Annotated in this window: 13 protein-coding genes and 1 tRNA gene; 11 read left to right on the forward strand and 3 right to left on the reverse strand. The window is 68.5% G+C overall.

The annotated features are described in order from the left end of the window. The 11 genes from E1284_RS42540 to E1284_RS20080 form a co-directional block, all read left to right on the forward strand. A partial coding sequence (locus tag E1284_RS42540; RefSeq protein ID WP_207923853.1) for a hypothetical protein occupies positions 1-258 on the forward strand: 258 nt, incomplete at its 5' end. 114 nt (positions 259-372) lie between these two features. Further along, positions 373-2,442, forward strand: a complete 2,070-nt coding sequence (dnaA, locus tag E1284_RS20035) for a chromosomal replication initiator protein DnaA (protein ID WP_131941103.1) — start codon at positions 373-375, stop codon at positions 2,440-2,442. A 674-nt stretch (positions 2,443-3,116) separates the two neighbouring features. Continuing rightward, the gene (gene dnaN, locus E1284_RS20040; RefSeq protein ID WP_131941105.1) at positions 3,117-4,259 is read left to right on the forward strand and encodes a DNA polymerase III subunit beta; all 1,143 of its coding nucleotides are present in this window, start codon (positions 3,117-3,119) and stop codon (positions 4,257-4,259) included. A gap of 54 nt (positions 4,260-4,313) precedes the next feature. After that, on the forward strand, positions 4,314-5,333 hold the full coding sequence (gene gnd, locus E1284_RS20045) for a phosphogluconate dehydrogenase (NAD(+)-dependent, decarboxylating) (RefSeq protein WP_131941107.1): 1,020 nt from the start codon (positions 4,314-4,316) through the stop codon (positions 5,331-5,333). A gap of 212 nt (positions 5,334-5,545) precedes the next feature. Next, complete coding sequence (recF, locus tag E1284_RS20050; protein WP_131941109.1) at positions 5,546-6,670, forward strand: DNA replication/repair protein RecF; 1,125 nt, start codon at positions 5,546-5,548, stop codon at positions 6,668-6,670. 78 nt (positions 6,671-6,748) lie between these two features. Continuing rightward, positions 6,749-7,297 carry a DciA family protein gene (locus E1284_RS20055; RefSeq protein WP_243714608.1) on the forward strand — a complete coding sequence of 183 codons (549 nt, stop codon included), beginning with the start codon at positions 6,749-6,751 and terminating at the stop codon, positions 7,295-7,297. A 366-nt stretch (positions 7,298-7,663) separates the two neighbouring features. Then, a complete protein-coding gene (gene gyrB / locus E1284_RS20060) occupies positions 7,664-9,601 on the forward strand; it encodes a DNA topoisomerase (ATP-hydrolyzing) subunit B (RefSeq protein ID WP_131941111.1) in 1,938 nt (645 codons plus the stop codon). 187 nt (positions 9,602-9,788) lie between these two features. Then, on the forward strand, positions 9,789-12,311 hold the full coding sequence (gene gyrA / locus E1284_RS20065; protein WP_131941113.1) for a DNA gyrase subunit A: 2,523 nt from the start codon (positions 9,789-9,791) through the stop codon (positions 12,309-12,311). Positions 12,312-12,353: 42 nt separating this feature from the next. Continuing rightward, positions 12,354-13,367: a DUF3566 domain-containing protein gene (locus E1284_RS43145; protein WP_243714609.1), complete on the forward strand. Its 1,014-nt coding sequence runs from the start codon at positions 12,354-12,356 to the stop codon at positions 13,365-13,367. Positions 13,368-13,459: 92 nt separating this feature from the next. Beyond that, positions 13,460-13,533, forward strand: a tRNA-Ile gene (locus E1284_RS20075). Positions 13,534-14,009: 476 nt separating this feature from the next. Beyond that, positions 14,010-14,342: a hypothetical protein gene (locus tag E1284_RS20080; RefSeq protein ID WP_131941114.1), complete on the forward strand. Its 333-nt coding sequence runs from the start codon at positions 14,010-14,012 to the stop codon at positions 14,340-14,342. 37 nt (positions 14,343-14,379) lie between these two features. On the opposite strand, the gene E1284_RS20085 is transcribed toward E1284_RS20080, so the two are convergent. From E1284_RS20085 to E1284_RS20095, 3 genes are all read right to left on the reverse strand, one after another. Beyond that, positions 14,380-15,027: an NYN domain-containing protein gene (locus E1284_RS20085; RefSeq protein WP_165965345.1), complete on the reverse strand. Its 648-nt coding sequence runs from the start codon at positions 15,025-15,027 to the stop codon at positions 14,380-14,382. Positions 15,028-15,181: 154 nt separating this feature from the next. Further along, entirely contained in the window at positions 15,182-16,714 is a 1,533-nt protein-coding gene (locus E1284_RS43690; protein ID WP_207923854.1) for a tyrosine-type recombinase/integrase, read from the reverse strand. A gap of 410 nt (positions 16,715-17,124) precedes the next feature. After that, on the reverse strand, positions 17,125-17,427 hold the full coding sequence (locus E1284_RS20095; protein WP_131941118.1) for a hypothetical protein: 303 nt from the start codon (positions 17,425-17,427) through the stop codon (positions 17,125-17,127). Between the last annotated feature and the right edge of the window lie 130 nt (positions 17,428-17,557).

Here is a 17,557-nt window from a genome sequence, read left to right on the forward strand (position 1 = left end):
GATGGGGAGGGCTTCGTGTTGCAGGTGGGGGCGGCAGCGGTTAAGGTCGTCCGGGCGAGCCGACGCTCCTTCGACCGAATCGACGATCTGATGTCGGCCTTCCGCCCCTTGAGCCCCCGTTCCGAGAACCGCCCCCGTACCGGCCGCACGAAGGCCGGAGTCTTCCCGACCCCGTTTCCAGAGACCCGCCTCACGGGTTTTACACAGGTGCCGCATGCCTATGCACAGCATGTGGACAACTCTGTGGACAACTCGTGAGAGAGTAAGGCTTCCGCGTCACGGTCGTGCCCTGAGAGGCGATTCGTGTCCCGTGGGAGAGCCGGGAAGTCAGGTACTCCGTACGGCGGAGTCGGTGGGAGGGGGACCTTGCGCATGGACGGTCAGGATCTCGGATCGGTCTGGGCCCGCACTCTCATCGCACTGGCCGAGAGCGATCTTTCTCCAAGCTATCGCGCCTGGCTCCCGATGGTCCGTCCGCTGGCCCTCGTCGAGGGGACGGCCCTGCTGGCCGCGCCGAACGAGTTCGCCAAGGACGCCCTGGAGACGCGCCTCCGGAACCTCATCACGCAGGCCCTTTCCCACGAGTTGGGCAGGGAGATCCGTGTCGCGGTGACCGTCCAGCCGGAGCCGCCGGCGGGTTCGGCCACCGGCCCTGGGCCGGGCCCCGGCTCCCGGTCGGGTGAGCCTCTTTCGGCACCTGTTCCCGGCTCTGGTGCAGGGCCCGGTATGCAGGAGCCTCCCTCTTCTTATGGGGAGTCCTACGGTGAACGGCCGCAAGGCGACCGTGACCGGGATCGCCCCTATAACAACGGTGACTCGTCCTACGGGGAGCGGTCCGACCGTCCATACCCGGAGCAGCCGTACACCGATCAGCCCTACGGCGATCAGGGGTACCGGTCGCAGTCGGGAGTTACCCACAGCCCCGGCCCGCCCGGAGGTTATCCACAGGCTGCGGATGACGACCGCGGCACGTATCCCCCTGCCCCGCGTCCACCGTCCTATGGGGCGGGCCCAGGGGGACGGAACCCGTACGAGGGTCGCGGCTACCCCGGCTATGGCGGGCAAGAAAGCTTCGGCGGAGGCCAAGAGGGTTTCGGTGGAGGTCAGGAAGGCTTCGGTGGCGAGTCCTCCGGACGCCCGCCGCACTCCCATCTCAACGACCGCACGCTGGGCCCGCTGCGGGGCCGAACAGAGCAGCAGGGCCGCGAACCCCAGCACAGCGGCGGGAACGAGCCGCCCCTCGGGCACAACGACGACTTCCAGGGCGGTGAGTTCTCCGGAGGCGAACAGCAGTACCGCGGCGAGGAGCCCTACCGCGGTGAGGCCCCCTTCAGGGACGAGGAAGGCGCCGGCGCCGCGCCCGCTCCACCGCAGGGAGCAGGGGCGGGGGCGGGAGCGTCCGAGCACGCCCGCCTGAACCCCAAGTACACGTTCGAGACGTTCGTCATCGGCTCCTCCAACCGGTTCGCGCACGCCGCGGCGGTCGCGGTCGCCGAGCAGCCGGCCAAGGCGTACAACCCGCTGTTCGTCTACGGCGACTCCGGGCTGGGCAAGACGCACCTTCTCCACGCGATCGGGCATTACGCGCAGAGTCTCTTCAATGGGGCTCGTGTGCGCTATGTGAGCTCTGAGGAGTTCACCAACGACTTCATCAACTCGATCCGCGACGGAAAGGCCGACGGGTTCCGCCGCCGGTACCGGGATGTGGACATCCTCCTCGTCGACGACATCCAGTTCCTTGAGGGCAAGGAGCAGACGCAGGAGGAGTTCTTCCACACCTTCAACACCCTCCACAACGCGAGCAAGCAGATCGTGATCTCCAGCGACCGTCCGCCGAAGGAGCTGGTCACGCTGGAGGACCGGCTCCGCAACCGGTTCGAGTGGGGACTGACGACCGACGTCCAGCCGCCCGAGCTGGAGACGCGCATAGCGATCCTGCAGAAGAAGGCCCGCCAGGAGGGCCTCGCCGCGCCGCCGGACGTGCTGGAGTTCATCGCCTCCCAGATCGCGACGAACATCCGCGAGCTGGAGGGCGCGCTGATCCGGGTGACGGCGTTCGCAAGCCTGAACCGGCAGTCGGTGGACATGAAGCTCGCCGAGATCGTCCTCAAGGACCTGATCCCGAACGACTCCGGCCCCGAGATCACCGCCGCGATGATCATGGCGCAGACGGTCGAGTACTTCGGGACGACGATCGAGGACCTGTGCGGGCCGTCCCGCTCCCGGATGCTCGTCACCGCCCGGCAGATCGCGATGTACCTGTGCCGGGAGCTGACCGATCTGTCCCTTCCCAAGATCGGGCAGCAGTTCGGCGGCCGCGACCACACCACGGTCATGCACGCCGAACGCAAGATCCGGTCGCTGATGGCCGAGCGCCGTGCCATATACAACCAGGTCACGGAGCTGACGGGACGCATCAAGCACCAGGCCCGCAAGCGCTGACCCAGCCCGTCGTACACACTGTGGACAGACCCGTGTCGACCCTGTGGACGAGGCGCCGCCGGTCCGTCCACAGCCTGCCGAAGGCAAAGAACCGACAAAATGCGCGCTTCCCCAGAGAACCGCGGCGGCTACTCACAGGTTGTGGAAAACCCTGGGGATTTCCGTGGATAACCCGGTGGACGACCACGGGAAAAGCTGAGGATGAAGAGTGGACGGATGTGGACAGGCCGCGAACCCGCGCCGAAGCCCTGGGGAAAACCGGTGGACGACCTGGGGACACCTTGGGGACGGCCTGGGGACGGGCCTGTGCACCGATCCCGCGAGCACCCGCGCGCTGTACACAGGGCGCCGAATCCGGTGACATACCCGTGGAGAACTCGTGGAAAACCGGTGGACGACATGAGGATGACCTGTGGGGACAGATTCGCCGTCCCCAGGCGGCCTCGCGCCGTCCACCGGCCATGCACAGCCCCAGTGGACAGAGAAACGGGGGATGACCTGCGAAAACAAGCTCTGTCCACACTATCCACCGCCCCTATTACTGGTACTGCACTACTTCTCTATCCAAGAAAAGATCCATCTCAAGTCAGGGCCTGGGGACAACGTGCCGCGAGCGCCCCGGCCCGGCCGAGATCACCGCACCCTTGTCCGACACCTGCAGGAGGCTGGTCCCGTTGAAGTTCCGCATCGACAGAGATGCCCTGGCCGACGCGGTCGCCTGGACCGCGCGCACGCTGCCCGTCCGTCCCCCGGTGCCCGTCCTCGCGGGCATGCACCTCGTCGCGGGCGGAGAGGGCAACGACGACCGCCTGAAGCTGTCGGCGTTCGACTACGAGGTCTCCGCCCAGGTGTCCACGGAGATCGATGTTGAGGAGGCGGGGACGGCCCTGGTGTCCGGGCGCCTCCTCGCCGAGATCTCGCGCAGCCTTCCTCCCCACCCTGTGGAAGTCACGACGGACGGCGCGAAGGTGATGCTGCGCTGCGGCAGCGCGAAGTTCACACTCCTCACCATGCCTGTGGAGGACTACCCGACGCTGCCGGAGATGCCGCCCGCCGCCGGCTCGGTCGGCAGCGACGAGTTCGCCGCCGCCGTCTCCCAGGTCGCGATCGCCGCGGGCAAGGACGACACGATCCCGATGCTGACCGGCGTCCGGGTCGAGATCGAGGGCGAGACGGTCACGCTGGCGTCCACCGACCGGTACCGGCTGGCCGTCCGCGAACTGCACTGGAAGCCGGAGCGTCCCGACTTCTCCGCCGTCGCGCTCGTCCCGGCGCGGACGCTCGCCGACACCGCCAAGTCGCTGACCGCGGGCGCCGAGGTGTCGATCGCGCTCGGCGGGACGGGCGGCACCGGCGAGGGCATGATCGGGTTCGAGGGCGGCGGCCGCCGCACCACGTCCCGGCTGCTGGACGGCGACTTCGTCAAGTACCGGTCGCTGCTGCCGAGCGAGTACGCGGGCCTCGCCGAGATCCAGACGGCGCCGTTCATCGAGGCCGTCAAGCGCGTCTCGCTGGTCGCGGAGCGGAACACGCCCGTGCGGCTCTCGTTCAGCCAGGGCGAGGTCGTCCTGGAGGCGGGCACCGGGGACGAGGCCCAGGCCGTGGAGGCCCTTGAGGCGTCCCTGGAGGGCGAGGACATCGACATCGCCTTCAACCCCGGCTTCCTCCTCGACGGCCTCTCAGCGATCGGCTCGGACGTGGCGCGGCTGTCGTTCACGACGCCGACGAAGCCGGCCGTCCTCACCGGGAAGCCGCCGCAGGACGGGGAGAACCCGAACTACCGTTACCTGATCATGCCGGTACGGCTGTCCGGATAAGGACCGTGCCCTCGGGCATGCCCCGGGGCACGCCGGGGACGACGACCCCCGCGGGTGAGCCGTCCAGGCGGTCGCGCGCGGGCGAGAGCGCACGCGTGCGCGCGAGCTAGGCGCGGTAAGGCACAGGCAGTTACGCACAGGGGAGTGAGCTTCATGGAGCTTGGGATCATCGGCCTGGGCAAGATGGGCGGCAACATGGCCGAGCGGCTGCGCCGCGGCGGCCACACGGTCGTCGGCTATGACCGCGACCCGCAGGTGAGCGACGTCGGTTCGCTGCAGGAACTGGTCGAACGGCTGTCTCCGCCGCGCGCGGTGTGGGTGATGGTGCCCGCCGGTAAGCCCACTGAGGAGGTCATCCACAGCCTGGGGGAAGTCCTCCAGGCCGGTGACATCGTTGTCGACGGCGGTAATTCACACTATGTGGACGACCAGAAGCACGGTGAGGCACTCGCCGCCAAGGGCATCGGGTTCGTCGACTGCGGGGTGAGCGGCGGCGTGTGGGGCCTGGAGAACGGCTACGCGCTCATGGTCGGTGGCGACGAGGACAACGTGAAGCGGCTGATGCCCGTCTTCGAGACTCTGAAGCCCGAGGGGGAGTACGGCTTCGTCCACTCCGGTGAGATCGGTGCGGGCCACTACGTGAAGATGGTCCACAACGGCATCGAGTACGCGATGATGCAGGCGTTCGGTGAGGGCTACGAGCTGATCGAGGCGAGCCCGATCGTCACCCGGGTGCCGGAGACGTTCCTCAGCTGGCAGGAGGGCACGGTCATCCGCTCCTGGCTGCTGGACCTGCTGAACCGCGCGCTCGCCGACGATCCCGAGCTGGACGACCTGCGCGGCTACGCCAACGACTCGGGCGAGGGGCGCTGGACGGTGCAGGCCGCGGTCGAGCACGCCGTGCCGCTGCCCGCCATCAGCGCCTCGCTGTTCGCCCGGTTCGCGTCCCGCCAGGACGACTCCCCCGCGATGCGCGTCGTCGCGGCCCTCCGCAACCAGTTCGGCGGCCACGGCGTGGAGACCGCGAAGGGCGCCGACTCCCCCGGCGCCGACGTCGCCCCGCCGGAGGTGTGACCCCGCCGCCGGTGTGATCCCGCCGACGGTCTGACCCGTCCGCCCGCGAAGTTATCCACAGGATGTGGTTTCCGGGACGGCGCCCCCGTCGTGCCCGGAGGATGGCGGGTGATGTCACGGAGCCCCGCCGCCCGGCGGGGCCTGTGCGGGTACTCGCGGGCGGGGGTGCATGGGGCATGGGCAGGGTGTCGAAGGCTCTACGCTCGTGTCTCGTGCACGTCGCCCACCTTTCGCTGCAGGACTTCCGCTCGTATCCGACCGCCGAGGTCGCGCTCGAGCCGGGGGTCACGGCGTTCGTGGGCCCGAACGGGCAGGGCAAGACCAACCTGGTCGAGGCCATCGGCTACGTCGCCTCGCACGGGAGCCACAGGGCCGCGACCGACGCGCCGCTCGTCCGGCACGGGGCGCCGCGTGCGATCGTCCGGGCCGGAGTGGTGAAGGACGACCGCAAGGCGCTGATCGAGCTCGAGATCAACCCGGGCAAGGCGAACCGGGCGCGGCTCAACCGGTCCCCCGTCCCCAGGCCGCGCGAGATTCTGGGGATGCTGCGGACGGTGCTGTTCGCCCCGGAGGACCTCGCGCTGGTGAAGGGCGACCCGGGGGAGCGGCGCCGCTTCATGGACGAGTTGCTCACCGCGCGGGCTCCCCGCTTCGCCGGCGTGCGCTCCGACTATGACCGCGTCCTCAAGCAGCGCAACGCCCTGTTGAAATCGGCGGCCGCGCACCGGCGCTCCCCCGGCCCCGAAGTCCTCGCGACCCTGGACGTCTGGGATTCGCACCTGGCGCGTACCGGGTCGGAGTTGCTGGCGGCGCGGCTGCAACTGGTCGATGTCCTGCGTCCGCTCGTGGCGCGTGCGTACGCCGCCCTCGCCCCGCACGGTGGCGCGGCCGACCTCATCTACAGGAGTTCGCTCGGGGACGTGGAGTTGTCCACAGACCGTGGACAACTCGGCGAGCAGCTCATGGCGGCCGTGGGCGAATCACGCAAGCAGGAGCTCGAGCGAGGCGTGAGCCTTGTCGGCCCGCATCGGGACGAGCTCGTCTTGCGCCTGGGGGAGCTCCCGGCGCGCGGCTACGCCAGCCACGGGGAGTCGTGGTCGTTCGCGCTGGGCCTGCGGCTCGGCGCCTACGAACTGCTGCGCGCGGACGGCGACGACCCGGTCCTCATCCTGGACGACGTGTTCGCCGAGCTGGACACGGGCCGCCGCGACCGCCTGGCCGACATGGTGGCGCCGGCGGAGCAGGTCCTCATCACGGCGGCCGTTCCCGCGGACGTCCCGGCCGAATTGACAGGAGGCTCGTATACCGTCTCCGACGGCAAGGTCGTCCGGGACTGAACGCGGAAGGTCGCCGCCGGGCGCCTTTCCGGGATATGGACGGGAAGGGGTGAGCGTGTGAGTGATCATCCACAGGATGTGGACAACTCCCTTGGGAGCGGAGACCCGGGCGGGGCCGCCGACGACGCTCCGGACGGCGCTCCGGGCGGGGCCGTCCCGGCCAAGTCGGGCATCGAGCTGGCGCGCGAGGCGCTCGCCCAGGCGAAGGCCGACGCGCTGAAGCGCGGCACGCTTCCCGGCCAGCACGGCAAGCGCAGGGGCGGCGGACATGTCGTCCGGGTCAGGGACCCCGGGCGCGGCGGTGACCCCAAGCTGTTCGGCGCGGCGATCCGCGACCTGATGGCGTCCCGCGGCTGGGAGCAGCGGGCGGCCGTCGGCGGCGTCTTCGGCAACTGGGCGGGCATCGTCGGCCCCGACCTGGCCGAGCACACCCGTCCGGACCACTTCGAGGACGGCGTGCTGACCGTCGCCGCCGACTCGACGACATGGGCGACGCAGCTGCGCCTGCTGTCGTCCACCCTCGTCCGGCGGCTGAACGAGGAGCTCGGCCACGGCACGGTCCGCCGCGTGAAGGTCGTCGGCCCCTCGTCCGGCCCCCGCCGCACCGGCGCCTGGCGAGTCCGATGAGCCACCCGACCACGCCGGCGGCGGCCACTTCGGCGGGGTGGCCGGTGGGGAACATGTGTTCGGGGGGTGGGGTGCCCAGTTCAGCGGCCAGCGCCACGTAGGCCAGAGAACGCCCTGGGACCTATGGGGGGATGTGGCTCCGGGTCAGATCGGCCGCCACACGCGCACACAGCGCTCGTGAGTGCCACTTTTCGCCGCGTCACCCGGTAGAATGTACGCGGGTTCAGGATGCTGCGCCGCCATGGGGTGCCCGGGGCTCTCACCAACGCGTACAGAGCACGACCGGGTGCCCCCATGTGTGTTACGGGGCACACCGCGCCTCCCTCGGGCGCGGAGCGGCAGACATCCCCGGCAGGAGGATCTCCTTTGGCGTACGACGCTAGTTCGATCACTGTCCTTGAAGGGCTTGAGGCGGTTCGCAAGCGCCCGGGCATGTACATCGGCTCGACCGGTGAGCGCGGCCTGCACCACCTCGTCTACGAGATCGTGGACAACGGGGTCGACGAGGCCCTCGCCGGCCATGCCGACAGCATCGTGGTGACGCTGCTGGCCGACGGCGGCGTGAGCGTGGACGACAACGGCCGCGGCATCCCCGTGGGCGAGCACCCGGTGGAGAAACGTCCGGCCATCGAGCTGGTGTTCACCACGCTGCACGCGGGCGGCAAGTTCGACGGCAAGTCCTACGCCGTGTCGGGCGGTCTGCACGGTGTCGGGTCGTCCGTGGTGAACGCGCTGTCCACCCGGCTGGAGGCCGAGGTCCGCCGGAACGGCCACGTGTGGCGCCAGTCGTACACCTGGCGCGGGCCCGAGGCCGAGCTCCAGAAGGGCGAGGAGACCCCCGACACCGGCACCCTCATCAGGTTCTGGCCGGACCCCGACATCTTCGAGACCACCGAGTGGAACTTCGAGACCCTCTCCCGCCGCATGCAGGAGATGGCGTTCCTCAACCGCGGCCTCGCCATCACGCTGCGGGACGAGCGGCCCGACCACTCCAATGGCGAGCCGCACGTCGTCCGGTACCACTACGAGGGCGGCATCGAGGACTTCGTCCGCTACATCAACGCGCGCAAGGACGCCGTCCACGAGTCGGTGGTGTACTTCGACGACCACACCGAGGGCATGTCGGTCGAGATCGCCATGCAGTGGAACTCGTCCTACGCCGAGTCCGTCCACACGTTCGCCAACACCATCAACACGGCGGAGGGCGGCACCCACGAGGAGGGCTTCCGGGCGGCGCTCACCACGATCGTCAACCGGTACGCCCGCGACAAGGGCCTGCTGCGCGACAAGGACGACAACCTGACCGGTGAGGACGTCCGCGAGGGCCTCACCGCGATCATCTCCATCAAGCTGGCCGACCCGCAGTTCGAGGGCCAGACCAAGACCAAGCTCGGCAACACCGAGGCCAAGTCGTTCGTGCAGCGCGCGTGCAACGAGCACCTGCGCGACTGGTTCGAGGAGAACCCGGGCGAGGCCAAGGAGATCATCAACAAGGCGTCGCAGGCGGCGCGCGCGCGGGTCGCGGCGCGGCAGGCGCGCGACCTGACCCGCCGCAAGAGCCTGCTGGAGTCGACGTCGCTGCCCGGCAAGCTGTCGGACTGCCAGTCCACCGACCCGGCGAAGTCCGAGCTGTACATCGTCGAGGGCGACTCGGCGGGCGGCTCCGCGAAGGGCGGCCGCAACCCGCACTTCCAGGCGATCCTGCCGATCCGCGGCAAGATCCTGAACGTGGAGAAGGCCAGGATCGACAAGATCCTGAAGAACAACGAGGTGCAGGCGATCATCACGGCGCTGGGCACCGGCGTGCACGACGAGTTCGACATCAGCAAGCTCCGGTACCACAAGATCATCCTGATGTCGGACGCCGACGTCGACGGCCACCACATCAACACGCTGCTGATGACGCTGCTGTTCCGGTTCATGAAGCCGCTGATCGAGGCCGGCCACGTGTACCTGTCGCAGCCGCCGCTCTACAAGATCAAGTGGGACGCGCGCGGCAACGAGGCCGACTACGCCTTCTCCGACGCCGAGCGCGACGCGATCATCGAGGCGGGGATCGCCGCCGGCAGGCGCGACCCGCGTCCCCGCGACCAGGTGCAGCGCTTCAAGGGCCTCGGCGAGATGAACGCCAATGAGCTGTGGGACACCACCATGGACCCCGACAACCGGGTCCTCCTGCAGGTCCAGCTGGACGACGCCGCCCAGGCGGACGAGCTGTTCAGCGTGCTCATGGGCGAGGAGGTCGAGCCCCGCAGGGAGTTCATCCAGCGCAACGCCAAGGATGTGCGCTTCCTCGACATCTGAGATGCCCGCCGCGCGCCGAGCTCCCAGCGACCTGACCATGACGGCCACCCGGCCCACCGGTCCGTCGGCCGACCCGCCGTCCGGGCCCCGGCCCACCGCCACCCGGCTCCCAGGCTCCCGTGAACTCCCGCAGGCAGGCGTACTTCTCACCCACTGAGCTTCCCACCGAGCAGAAGAGGTTTTGAGAGTGACGGACGTGACCACAGAGGGCGGCCACCCCGGCGAACGGATCGAACCGGTCGACATCCAGGTCGAGATGCAGAAGAGCTATCTCGACTACGCGATGTCGGTCATCGTCGCGCGCGCGCTGCCCGAGGTACGCGACGGCCTCAAGCCCGTCCACCGCCGCGTCCTCTACGCGATGTACGACGGCGGCTACCGGCCCGACCGCGGCTACTTCAAGTGCGCCCGCGTCGTCGGCGACGTCATGGGGAACTACCACCCGCACGGCGACTCCGCCATCTACGACGCGCTCGTCCGGTTGGCCCAGCCCTGGTCGATGCGGTACCCGCTGGTCGACGGCAACGGCAACTTCGGTTCGCGCGGCAACGACCCGGCCGCGGCGATGCGGTACACCGAGTGCCGCATGGCGCCCCTGGCGATGGAGCTGCTGCGCGACATCGACAAGGAGACCGTCGACTTCTCCCCCAACTACGACGGCCGCTCGCAGGAGCCGGACGTCCTGCCGTCCCGGTACCCGAACCTGCTGGTCAACGGGTCTGCCGGCATCGCGGTGGGGATGGCGACGAACATCCCGCCGCACAACCTGCGCGAGGTCGCCGACGGCGTCCGCTGGTACCTGGAGAACTACGGCGCGTCCGACGACGAGCTGCTCGAGGCGCTGATCGAGCGGGTCAAGGGCCCCGACTTCCCGACCGCCGGCCTGATCGTCGGCCGCAAGGGCATCGAGGAGGCGTACCGCACCGGGCGCGGCTCCATCACGATGCGGGCCGTCGTCGAGGTCGAGGAGATCCAGGGCCGCACGTGCCTCGTCGTCACCGAACTCCCGTACCAGGTCAACCCGGACAACCTCGCCCTCAAGATCGCGGACGGCGTCAAGGACGGCAAGCTCGACGGCATCGCCGACGTCCGCGACGAGACGTCCGGCCGGACGGGGCAGCGGCTCGTCATCGTGCTGAAGCGGGACGCCGTCGCCAAGGTCGTCCTGAACAACCTGTACAAGCACACCCAGCTGCAGGAGACGTTCGGCGCGAACATGCTCGCGCTGGTGGACGGGGTGCCGCGCACCCTGCGCATCGACCAGTTCGTCCGGCACTGGGTCGCGCACCAGATCGACGTCATCATCCGCCGCACCCGGTTCCTGCTCCGCAAGGCCGAGGAGCGCGCCCACATCCTGCGCGCGCTGCTGAAGGCGCTCGACCGGATCGACGAGGTCATCGCGCTGATCCGGCGCTCGCCGTCCGCGCAGGAGGCGCAGCAGGGCCTGATGGGGCTGCTGGAGATCGACGAGATCCAGGCGCAGGCCATCCTCGACATGCAGCTGCGCAAGCTCGCCGCCCTGGAACGCCAGCAGATCACCGACGAGTACGACAAGCTCATGGCGGAGATCGCCGACTACAACGACATCCTGGCCTCGCCCGAGCGGCAGCGGCAGATCGTCGGCGACGAGCTCGCCCCCATCGTGGAGAAGTTCGGCGACGAACGGCGCACCGAGATCGTCCCGTTCGACGGCGACGTGTCCTACGAGGACCTCATCGCCGAAGAGGGCGTCGTCGTCACGATCACCCGCGGCGGCTACGCCAAGCGCACCAAGACCGACCTGTACCGGGCGCAGCGGCGCGGCGGCAAGGGCGTCCGCGGTGCGCAACTCAAGCAGGACGACATCGTCGACCAGTTCTTCGTCACCTCGACGCACAACTGGATCCTGTTCTTCACCAACAAGGGCCGCGTCTACCGGGCCAAGGCCTACGAGCTGCCCGACTCCGGGCGCGACTCGCGCGGCCAGCACGTCGCGAACCTGCTGGCCTTCCAGCCGGACGAGCGCATCGCGCAGGTCATGACGCTCCGCGACTACGACGTCGCGCCCTACCTCGTCCTGGGGACGAAGAAGGGCCGCGTCAAGAAGACGGCGCTGCGCGACTTCGACTCGCCGCGCACCGGCGGCATCATCGCCATCAACCTGGTCGAGGGCGACGAGGTGATCGCCGCACGGCTCGTCTCCGCCGACGACCGGCTGCTGATGATCTCCTCCGGCGCCCAGGCGATCAAGTTCCGCGCCGACGACGAGTCGCTGCGGCCGATGGGGCGCGCCACGTCCGGCGTCATCGGCATGCGGTTCGACGAGGACCAGGAGGTCCTCAACATGCTCGTCGTCCACAACGGCTCGGACGACGTCCTGGTGGCCACCCGTGGCGGCTACGCCAAGCGCACTCCAGTGGACCAATACCCGCTCCAAGGTCGTGGGGGTAAGGGCGTCCTCACCGCTAAGATCGTTGAATCGCGCGGGATGTTGGTAGGGGCGCTGATGGTCGGCCCCGACGACGAGGTGTTCGCGATGACGTCGAACGGCGGCGTGATCCGCACCACCGCCGCGGAGATCAAGCAGTCCGGCAGGCAGACCATGGGCGTCCGCCTGATGAACCTCGCGGACGGCGACAGCATCGTGGCGATCGCGAGGAACGTAGAGTCCATTGAGGACTCCGAGTCCGCCGAGGACTCGGACGACGGCGAAGGGGGCGACGGTGAGTGACGTATCCTGCATCGTCACCGAGCCGCTAGGCCAGGAGGACACGTGAGCACCGAGCCCGGCAAGAACAAGGGCGGGCCGTCCGGCGCGTCCGGCACCGCCGGCGCCGGCAAGGAGCCGGGATCGGGATCGTCGGCGTCGTCGTCCAAGTCCGGGACGAAGCCGTCGAAGACCGTCGCCGCCGCGTCCGCCAAGTCCGGGGCGCGGGACGAGACGACCGTCGACCTCGACACCTCGGACGCCGCCGGTAAGCCGGGCTCTTCCGACACGTCGGGTTCGTCGAGCGCCGACACGACCCGGATCGACCTGGCGAAGATCGAGGACAAGTCGGCGAAGGACTCCGGCGGCTCCGAGATCGCCCCGGTCCGGGACACTTTCGCGGACTCGTCGGATGCGTCGGCGAAGTCCGCCGCCTCCTCCTCCCCGTCGTCGTCCTCCTCCTCCGGCTCGGCGGGGTGGGCCAAGCCCGCCGAGCCGTCCGGTTCGGTCTCGGCAGGACGTACGGAGAGCGCGGGCAAGCCGTTCACCATGTCGTCCGGCAACTCGTCGGCCGCGGGGAACTCCGCCGCCTCGTCGTCCTCCTCGGGGGGCTCCCGGCGCGGCTTCGCCGGTACCGTCCTGAAGGACCGGCCGTCCACGGCCATGGCCCCGGCGAACTCGTCCAAGCCGGCGAACGGCAAGCCGGCCCGCAAGGCCCAGCTCCAGCTGTCGAGGCTCGAGCCGTGGTCGGTGATGAAGTTCAGCTTCGTGATGTCGCTGGTCTGCTTCGTCGTCCTGCTCGTCGCCGTGATCGTCCTGTACGCGATCCTGTCCGGCCTCGGCGTGTTCGACGCCATCAGCGACACGATCAACAGCCTCACCAAGGAGCAGGGCGAGACCACCGGCAGCGTCGACGCCGGCAGCTGGTTCTCCTTCTTCCGCATCTTCGGCTACACCGTCCTCGTGGGCGCCCTGAACGTCATGCTCATCACCGCCCTGTCCACGGTCGGCTCCGTCATCTACAACCTCGCCGCCGACCTGGTGGGCGGCGTCGAGGTCACCCTGAAGGAGGCCGAGTAGCCCCGTCCCGCCGCCGCCCGGCAATCGATTTCCGGTTGTCCGCCCAGATGGGGTAACCTCTCGTTGCGCCGCCAGGGGCGGCGGCACACTCCGGGCCTATAGCTCAGTCGGTTAGAGCGCATCCCTGATAAGGATGAGGCCGGTGGTTCAAGTCCACCTAGGCCCACAACAAAAGCGCAGGTCAGAGGCCGGTTCCGCGTCCAGCGGACCCGGCCTCAAGATCTTTTGGCACTCCGATGGCACTGGGACCTCGTACCATCAGGACCCACCAGCCGACAGTTCGTGTCCCCCGTGTGTTGGCCTGTCCCCCCGTCGTGATGCGTGCGAGGCCTTCTGACCAGGCGGCTTCAAGCCGAGGCTCGGAGGCTCGTCCCGGACTCTCAGAGCCGGCGGTGTAGGGGCCACGGCTGGACGCCGTTCCAAGGGCCTCTGCTGGCGCAGGGCAAGGGCCTCTGCTGGCGCAGGGCAAGAAATGGAAATCGTGCACATAAGGCGACCTGGACCGGGCGCGGTCCAGGTGGTGGACGAGGATCGAGCGCGATCCGGGGGGTGGCAGCAGTAGCCGGACATGGTGAAGCGAGGCCGACGAGCGCACCGAGGGTGAACCGGCGAGCACATCGGACTCCACGGCGAGAACGATCGGTGAGGTTCTCCCTGTCGGACGAAGAGCACGCGCTTGTGGCTTCGGCTGCGGCGGAAGAGCGACTCGCGCTGGGCGCGTATGCGGCACAGACGGTCCTTACGGCCGCGCGCGGGAGTGTCCAGCCGCAATATGGCCTGCTGAGGGAGGCACTGAAGGCGGTGATGCATGCGGCCGGGCAGGCCAGGCGTATCGGCGTGAACCTCAATCAGGCGGTCGCCGCCGTGCACTCGGGGGAACTGCCGCCTGAGCTGCGCTGGTACATGGATACGGCGGCGCGTACTGTGCGGCATCTCGATGACCTCGCCGAAGAGATCCGCCGGCACCTGCCCTGACGCCGAACTCAGGTGGTCGTGTGTCCGGTGAGGACGGTCACGCCCACTTGTCGGGACGTCGGCGAACCAGCCCCTTGTCCGGGACGGAGTCGGGCAGTAGCGAGGCCTTCAGATGCTCCTGCCTGATCGGGAAGGAGGTCACCATGCCGTCGAACCGGCTGGGGCTGCCTCTGCCTGGAGGGCAGGCGACCAGTATCGGGCGAGTGGGTGCCAACTCCAGCGAGGCCTGGATGGCGGGTAGGAAGTCGGTGTCCGTTGAGATCAGCAACGACAAGTCGCCGTTCCCCAGTGCGGCGTCCCGGACCATCTCGGTGGCCAGTGCGACGTCGGTCAGCTTCTCCTCGTAGGTGCGGTAACGCTGCTGAGGCGGTTGGCACTGGCACTGCCACTGTTCGCCGCAGGCCCGGCAGCTGATCCGCATGTTCTTCACCTTGAAGTGGCCTCGGATGACCTGCACCTGGGGTCGGTACGCCGCCAGTGCGGCCAGGTAGGTCTCCTGGCGACGGGCTGCGTCCGGCTCCCCTTTGACGATGGCAGTGAAGTACTTCACGGCTCGCACCGTGTCGTCGCGCCGCATCCGCTGGACCAGTTCGACGATGTCAAGCCACAGGTAGGCACGGCCGTACTTGGACTTCAACCCGTGGTAGAGGTTGAATCCGTCGACGTACGCGATCGTATCCGGCACGTGACAGAACGTTAGACGTCGATGGAGGTGGCGCGTGCCGGAAGTAGTAACTATGCTGGCTGGCAGACGAAGTCGGTTACGGCCGACAGGGCGGCCCCGTTCAGGGGCCGCATTTTTTTATGGGCGGATACGACCTCGATGCGGGGGCCTGGCGTCAGGCCGTGCCCAGGTGGGGGCGGGAGTCGGGACGGAGAGCCAGGGCTACGTCGGCGATCGCGGCTCGGAGACGTTCGTTCTCGGCTTTGAGAGTGTCCAGCTCGGAGGTTTCTGGGGCCTCGGTGATCTGGAGTCCGCGGATCTTGTCGAGGGCGGCGAGCGCGGTCTCATCGGCGTTGGGGAGGGTGTGGAGGTACTGCTCGGTCGTGGCTATCGAGGCATGGCCCAGGCGCTCCTTGACGACCTGGAGGTCTGCGCCGCCGGCCAGGAGCCAGGAAGCGTGGGCGCGGCGCAGATGGTGCGGGGTGACATGGTCCAGCCCGGCGGTCTTGCAGGCCGGGTTCCAGGTTCGCTTGCGGAACCAGTCGGCGGGGATGTGGCCGTCGGACTGCCGTACGCGCGGCGAGCGCGGGCTGTCTTTGCCTGTGGCCCGACGCTGGGCGCGGTAGAGGCGGTAGGCCTCCTTGCAGTACTCGCAGCGGCACTTTCCAGTGGTGTAGGCGGTGAGCGAGCCGTGGTCGTAGCTCTTTCCCTGTTCGTTGGGGGCTGTCTTGCCGTGGGCACCTGGCACCGGAACGGGCCGTAGCTTCCTGGGCTTGGGTTGATCAACGGGTAGGTATGTGAAGAAGAGGTCGTCCTCCCTGAGGCCTTGGTCACCAACGTAGGCCTTGAGCTTGCGGACGATCTGGGGGCTGAGTTTGAAGCGGCGGTACTCCTTGCCCTTGGGATAGGGCTTGACGAGGAAGCGGCCTTGGGTCGGATGGAACTTCGGGTTGAGTTCGACGACCGTCCTGCTGACGGTGAGGACGCGCGTGGTGAAGTCCAGGTCCTTCACGCGAAGTTCGGCTGTTTCGCCCCACCGCAGCCCGCTCTCGATGACCGTCTCGACGAGCAGGCGGCTGTCGGCGTCGGGCAGCGCCCGGTAGAGGCTGTCGAATTGCTTGGCCGTGATGACCTTCTTCGGCCTCTTGGGGACCGGCGGGATCCGCACCCCACGGCTGGGATGATGACTGATCACCTGGTCGTTGAGGGCCGTGGTGAAGATCGAGTTGAGGATCCCCCGCTTGCACTTCTGGATCGTGGCCGCGGATGCCCCCTTGCGCTGCATCTCGGTGATCCACTCGCGGACGTGCTCGGGGAGGATGTCGCACATGCGCATGGGGCCGAAGAAGCCCATGAGGTGCTTGTTGATCTTGTAGGTGTAGTCCTGCCGGGTGGTCGCCTCAAGGACCTGGTGCGGCAGCCACTTCTTCTCGACGTACGTCTGGAAGGTCTGGCGCCCGCGGCGCCGGTCGCCCAGCCCGCCCCTGGCGATCTCCGCCTCGGCGGCGTGCCATGCGGCGATGGCCTCCTTCTCGGTGGTGAACGTTCCGGCCGTCTGGCGCCTGCCGCGCGCATCGTCGTACATCGCGCGGTAGCGGGGGACACCGGTCTTGGTGAACCGGACCTGCACCTGACCCAAGTCGATCACTCCGGGCAGTTGATCGTTTGGCACTCTCATGGCACTGGATCTTGCGATATCGAGTGCCATGAGGAGGGATCATCTGACACTCGATCAACGCTCTGACCAGCAGCTTAGCGGAAATCTTTGACTCTAGGTAATCATTTGAATGCATACCGATGAGCGCTGATAAGGATGAGGCCGGTGGTTCAAGTCCACCTAGGCCCACCACTTCAAAGACCCCCGCCGGGGACCGGCGGGGGTCTTTTTCACGGCAGTCGTGACGGCAGCGGCCCTGGCTCTTGCAAGTTGCCGAACAGTTCCCGGGCCACCCTGCCAAGGGGCGGCGGTGCTCAGGCCGCTGCGCGGCTCTGCGGGCCGCCCGGAGCGTGCGACGCGGGCGCCGGTCACCGGACGGCCGTGTCGGACCGCGCTTCGCGACGCCTCTGCCGGGCCCACCTCAACCGGCCGCCACGGGTGGCCTCGCCGCCAGTTCGGCATCAGCGCGCAAGGGCGACGATCTCATCAACGGTTGTGAGAGGGATCAGCAGCGCCGCATCCCACGTCTCGTCGTCCTGGCCGATCAGCATCGTGGCCCACTCGTCGCCGGACACGGACCAGAAGACCGGCGAGCCTGTACAGACGCCCACCCTGGAACGCCGCTCGTCCCAACTCGCTTCACGGATCCCGCTCAGCCGAGCCAAGTCCGCGAGAGGCGCCCAGACATGCACCTCCCACGTTTCGGTCTGCACCATCAATAAGGGCACCGGATCGGCGTCCACATCCAACGCCACCTCAACCATCCCGGGATGCTCGCAGACGGCAGAGCGCTCCGACAGGCCGAACAGGACGCCTCTGGCGGGGCTCCGGCTCTGGAAAGCCCATCCCGCTCAATCAGTTCGTCCAGCGACATGGCGCTCTCCTTCCGTGGAT

The sequence above is a fragment of the Actinomadura bangladeshensis genome (assembly GCF_004348335.1).
GTDB classification, from domain to species: Bacteria; Actinomycetota; Actinomycetes; order Streptosporangiales; family Streptosporangiaceae; genus Spirillospora; species Spirillospora bangladeshensis.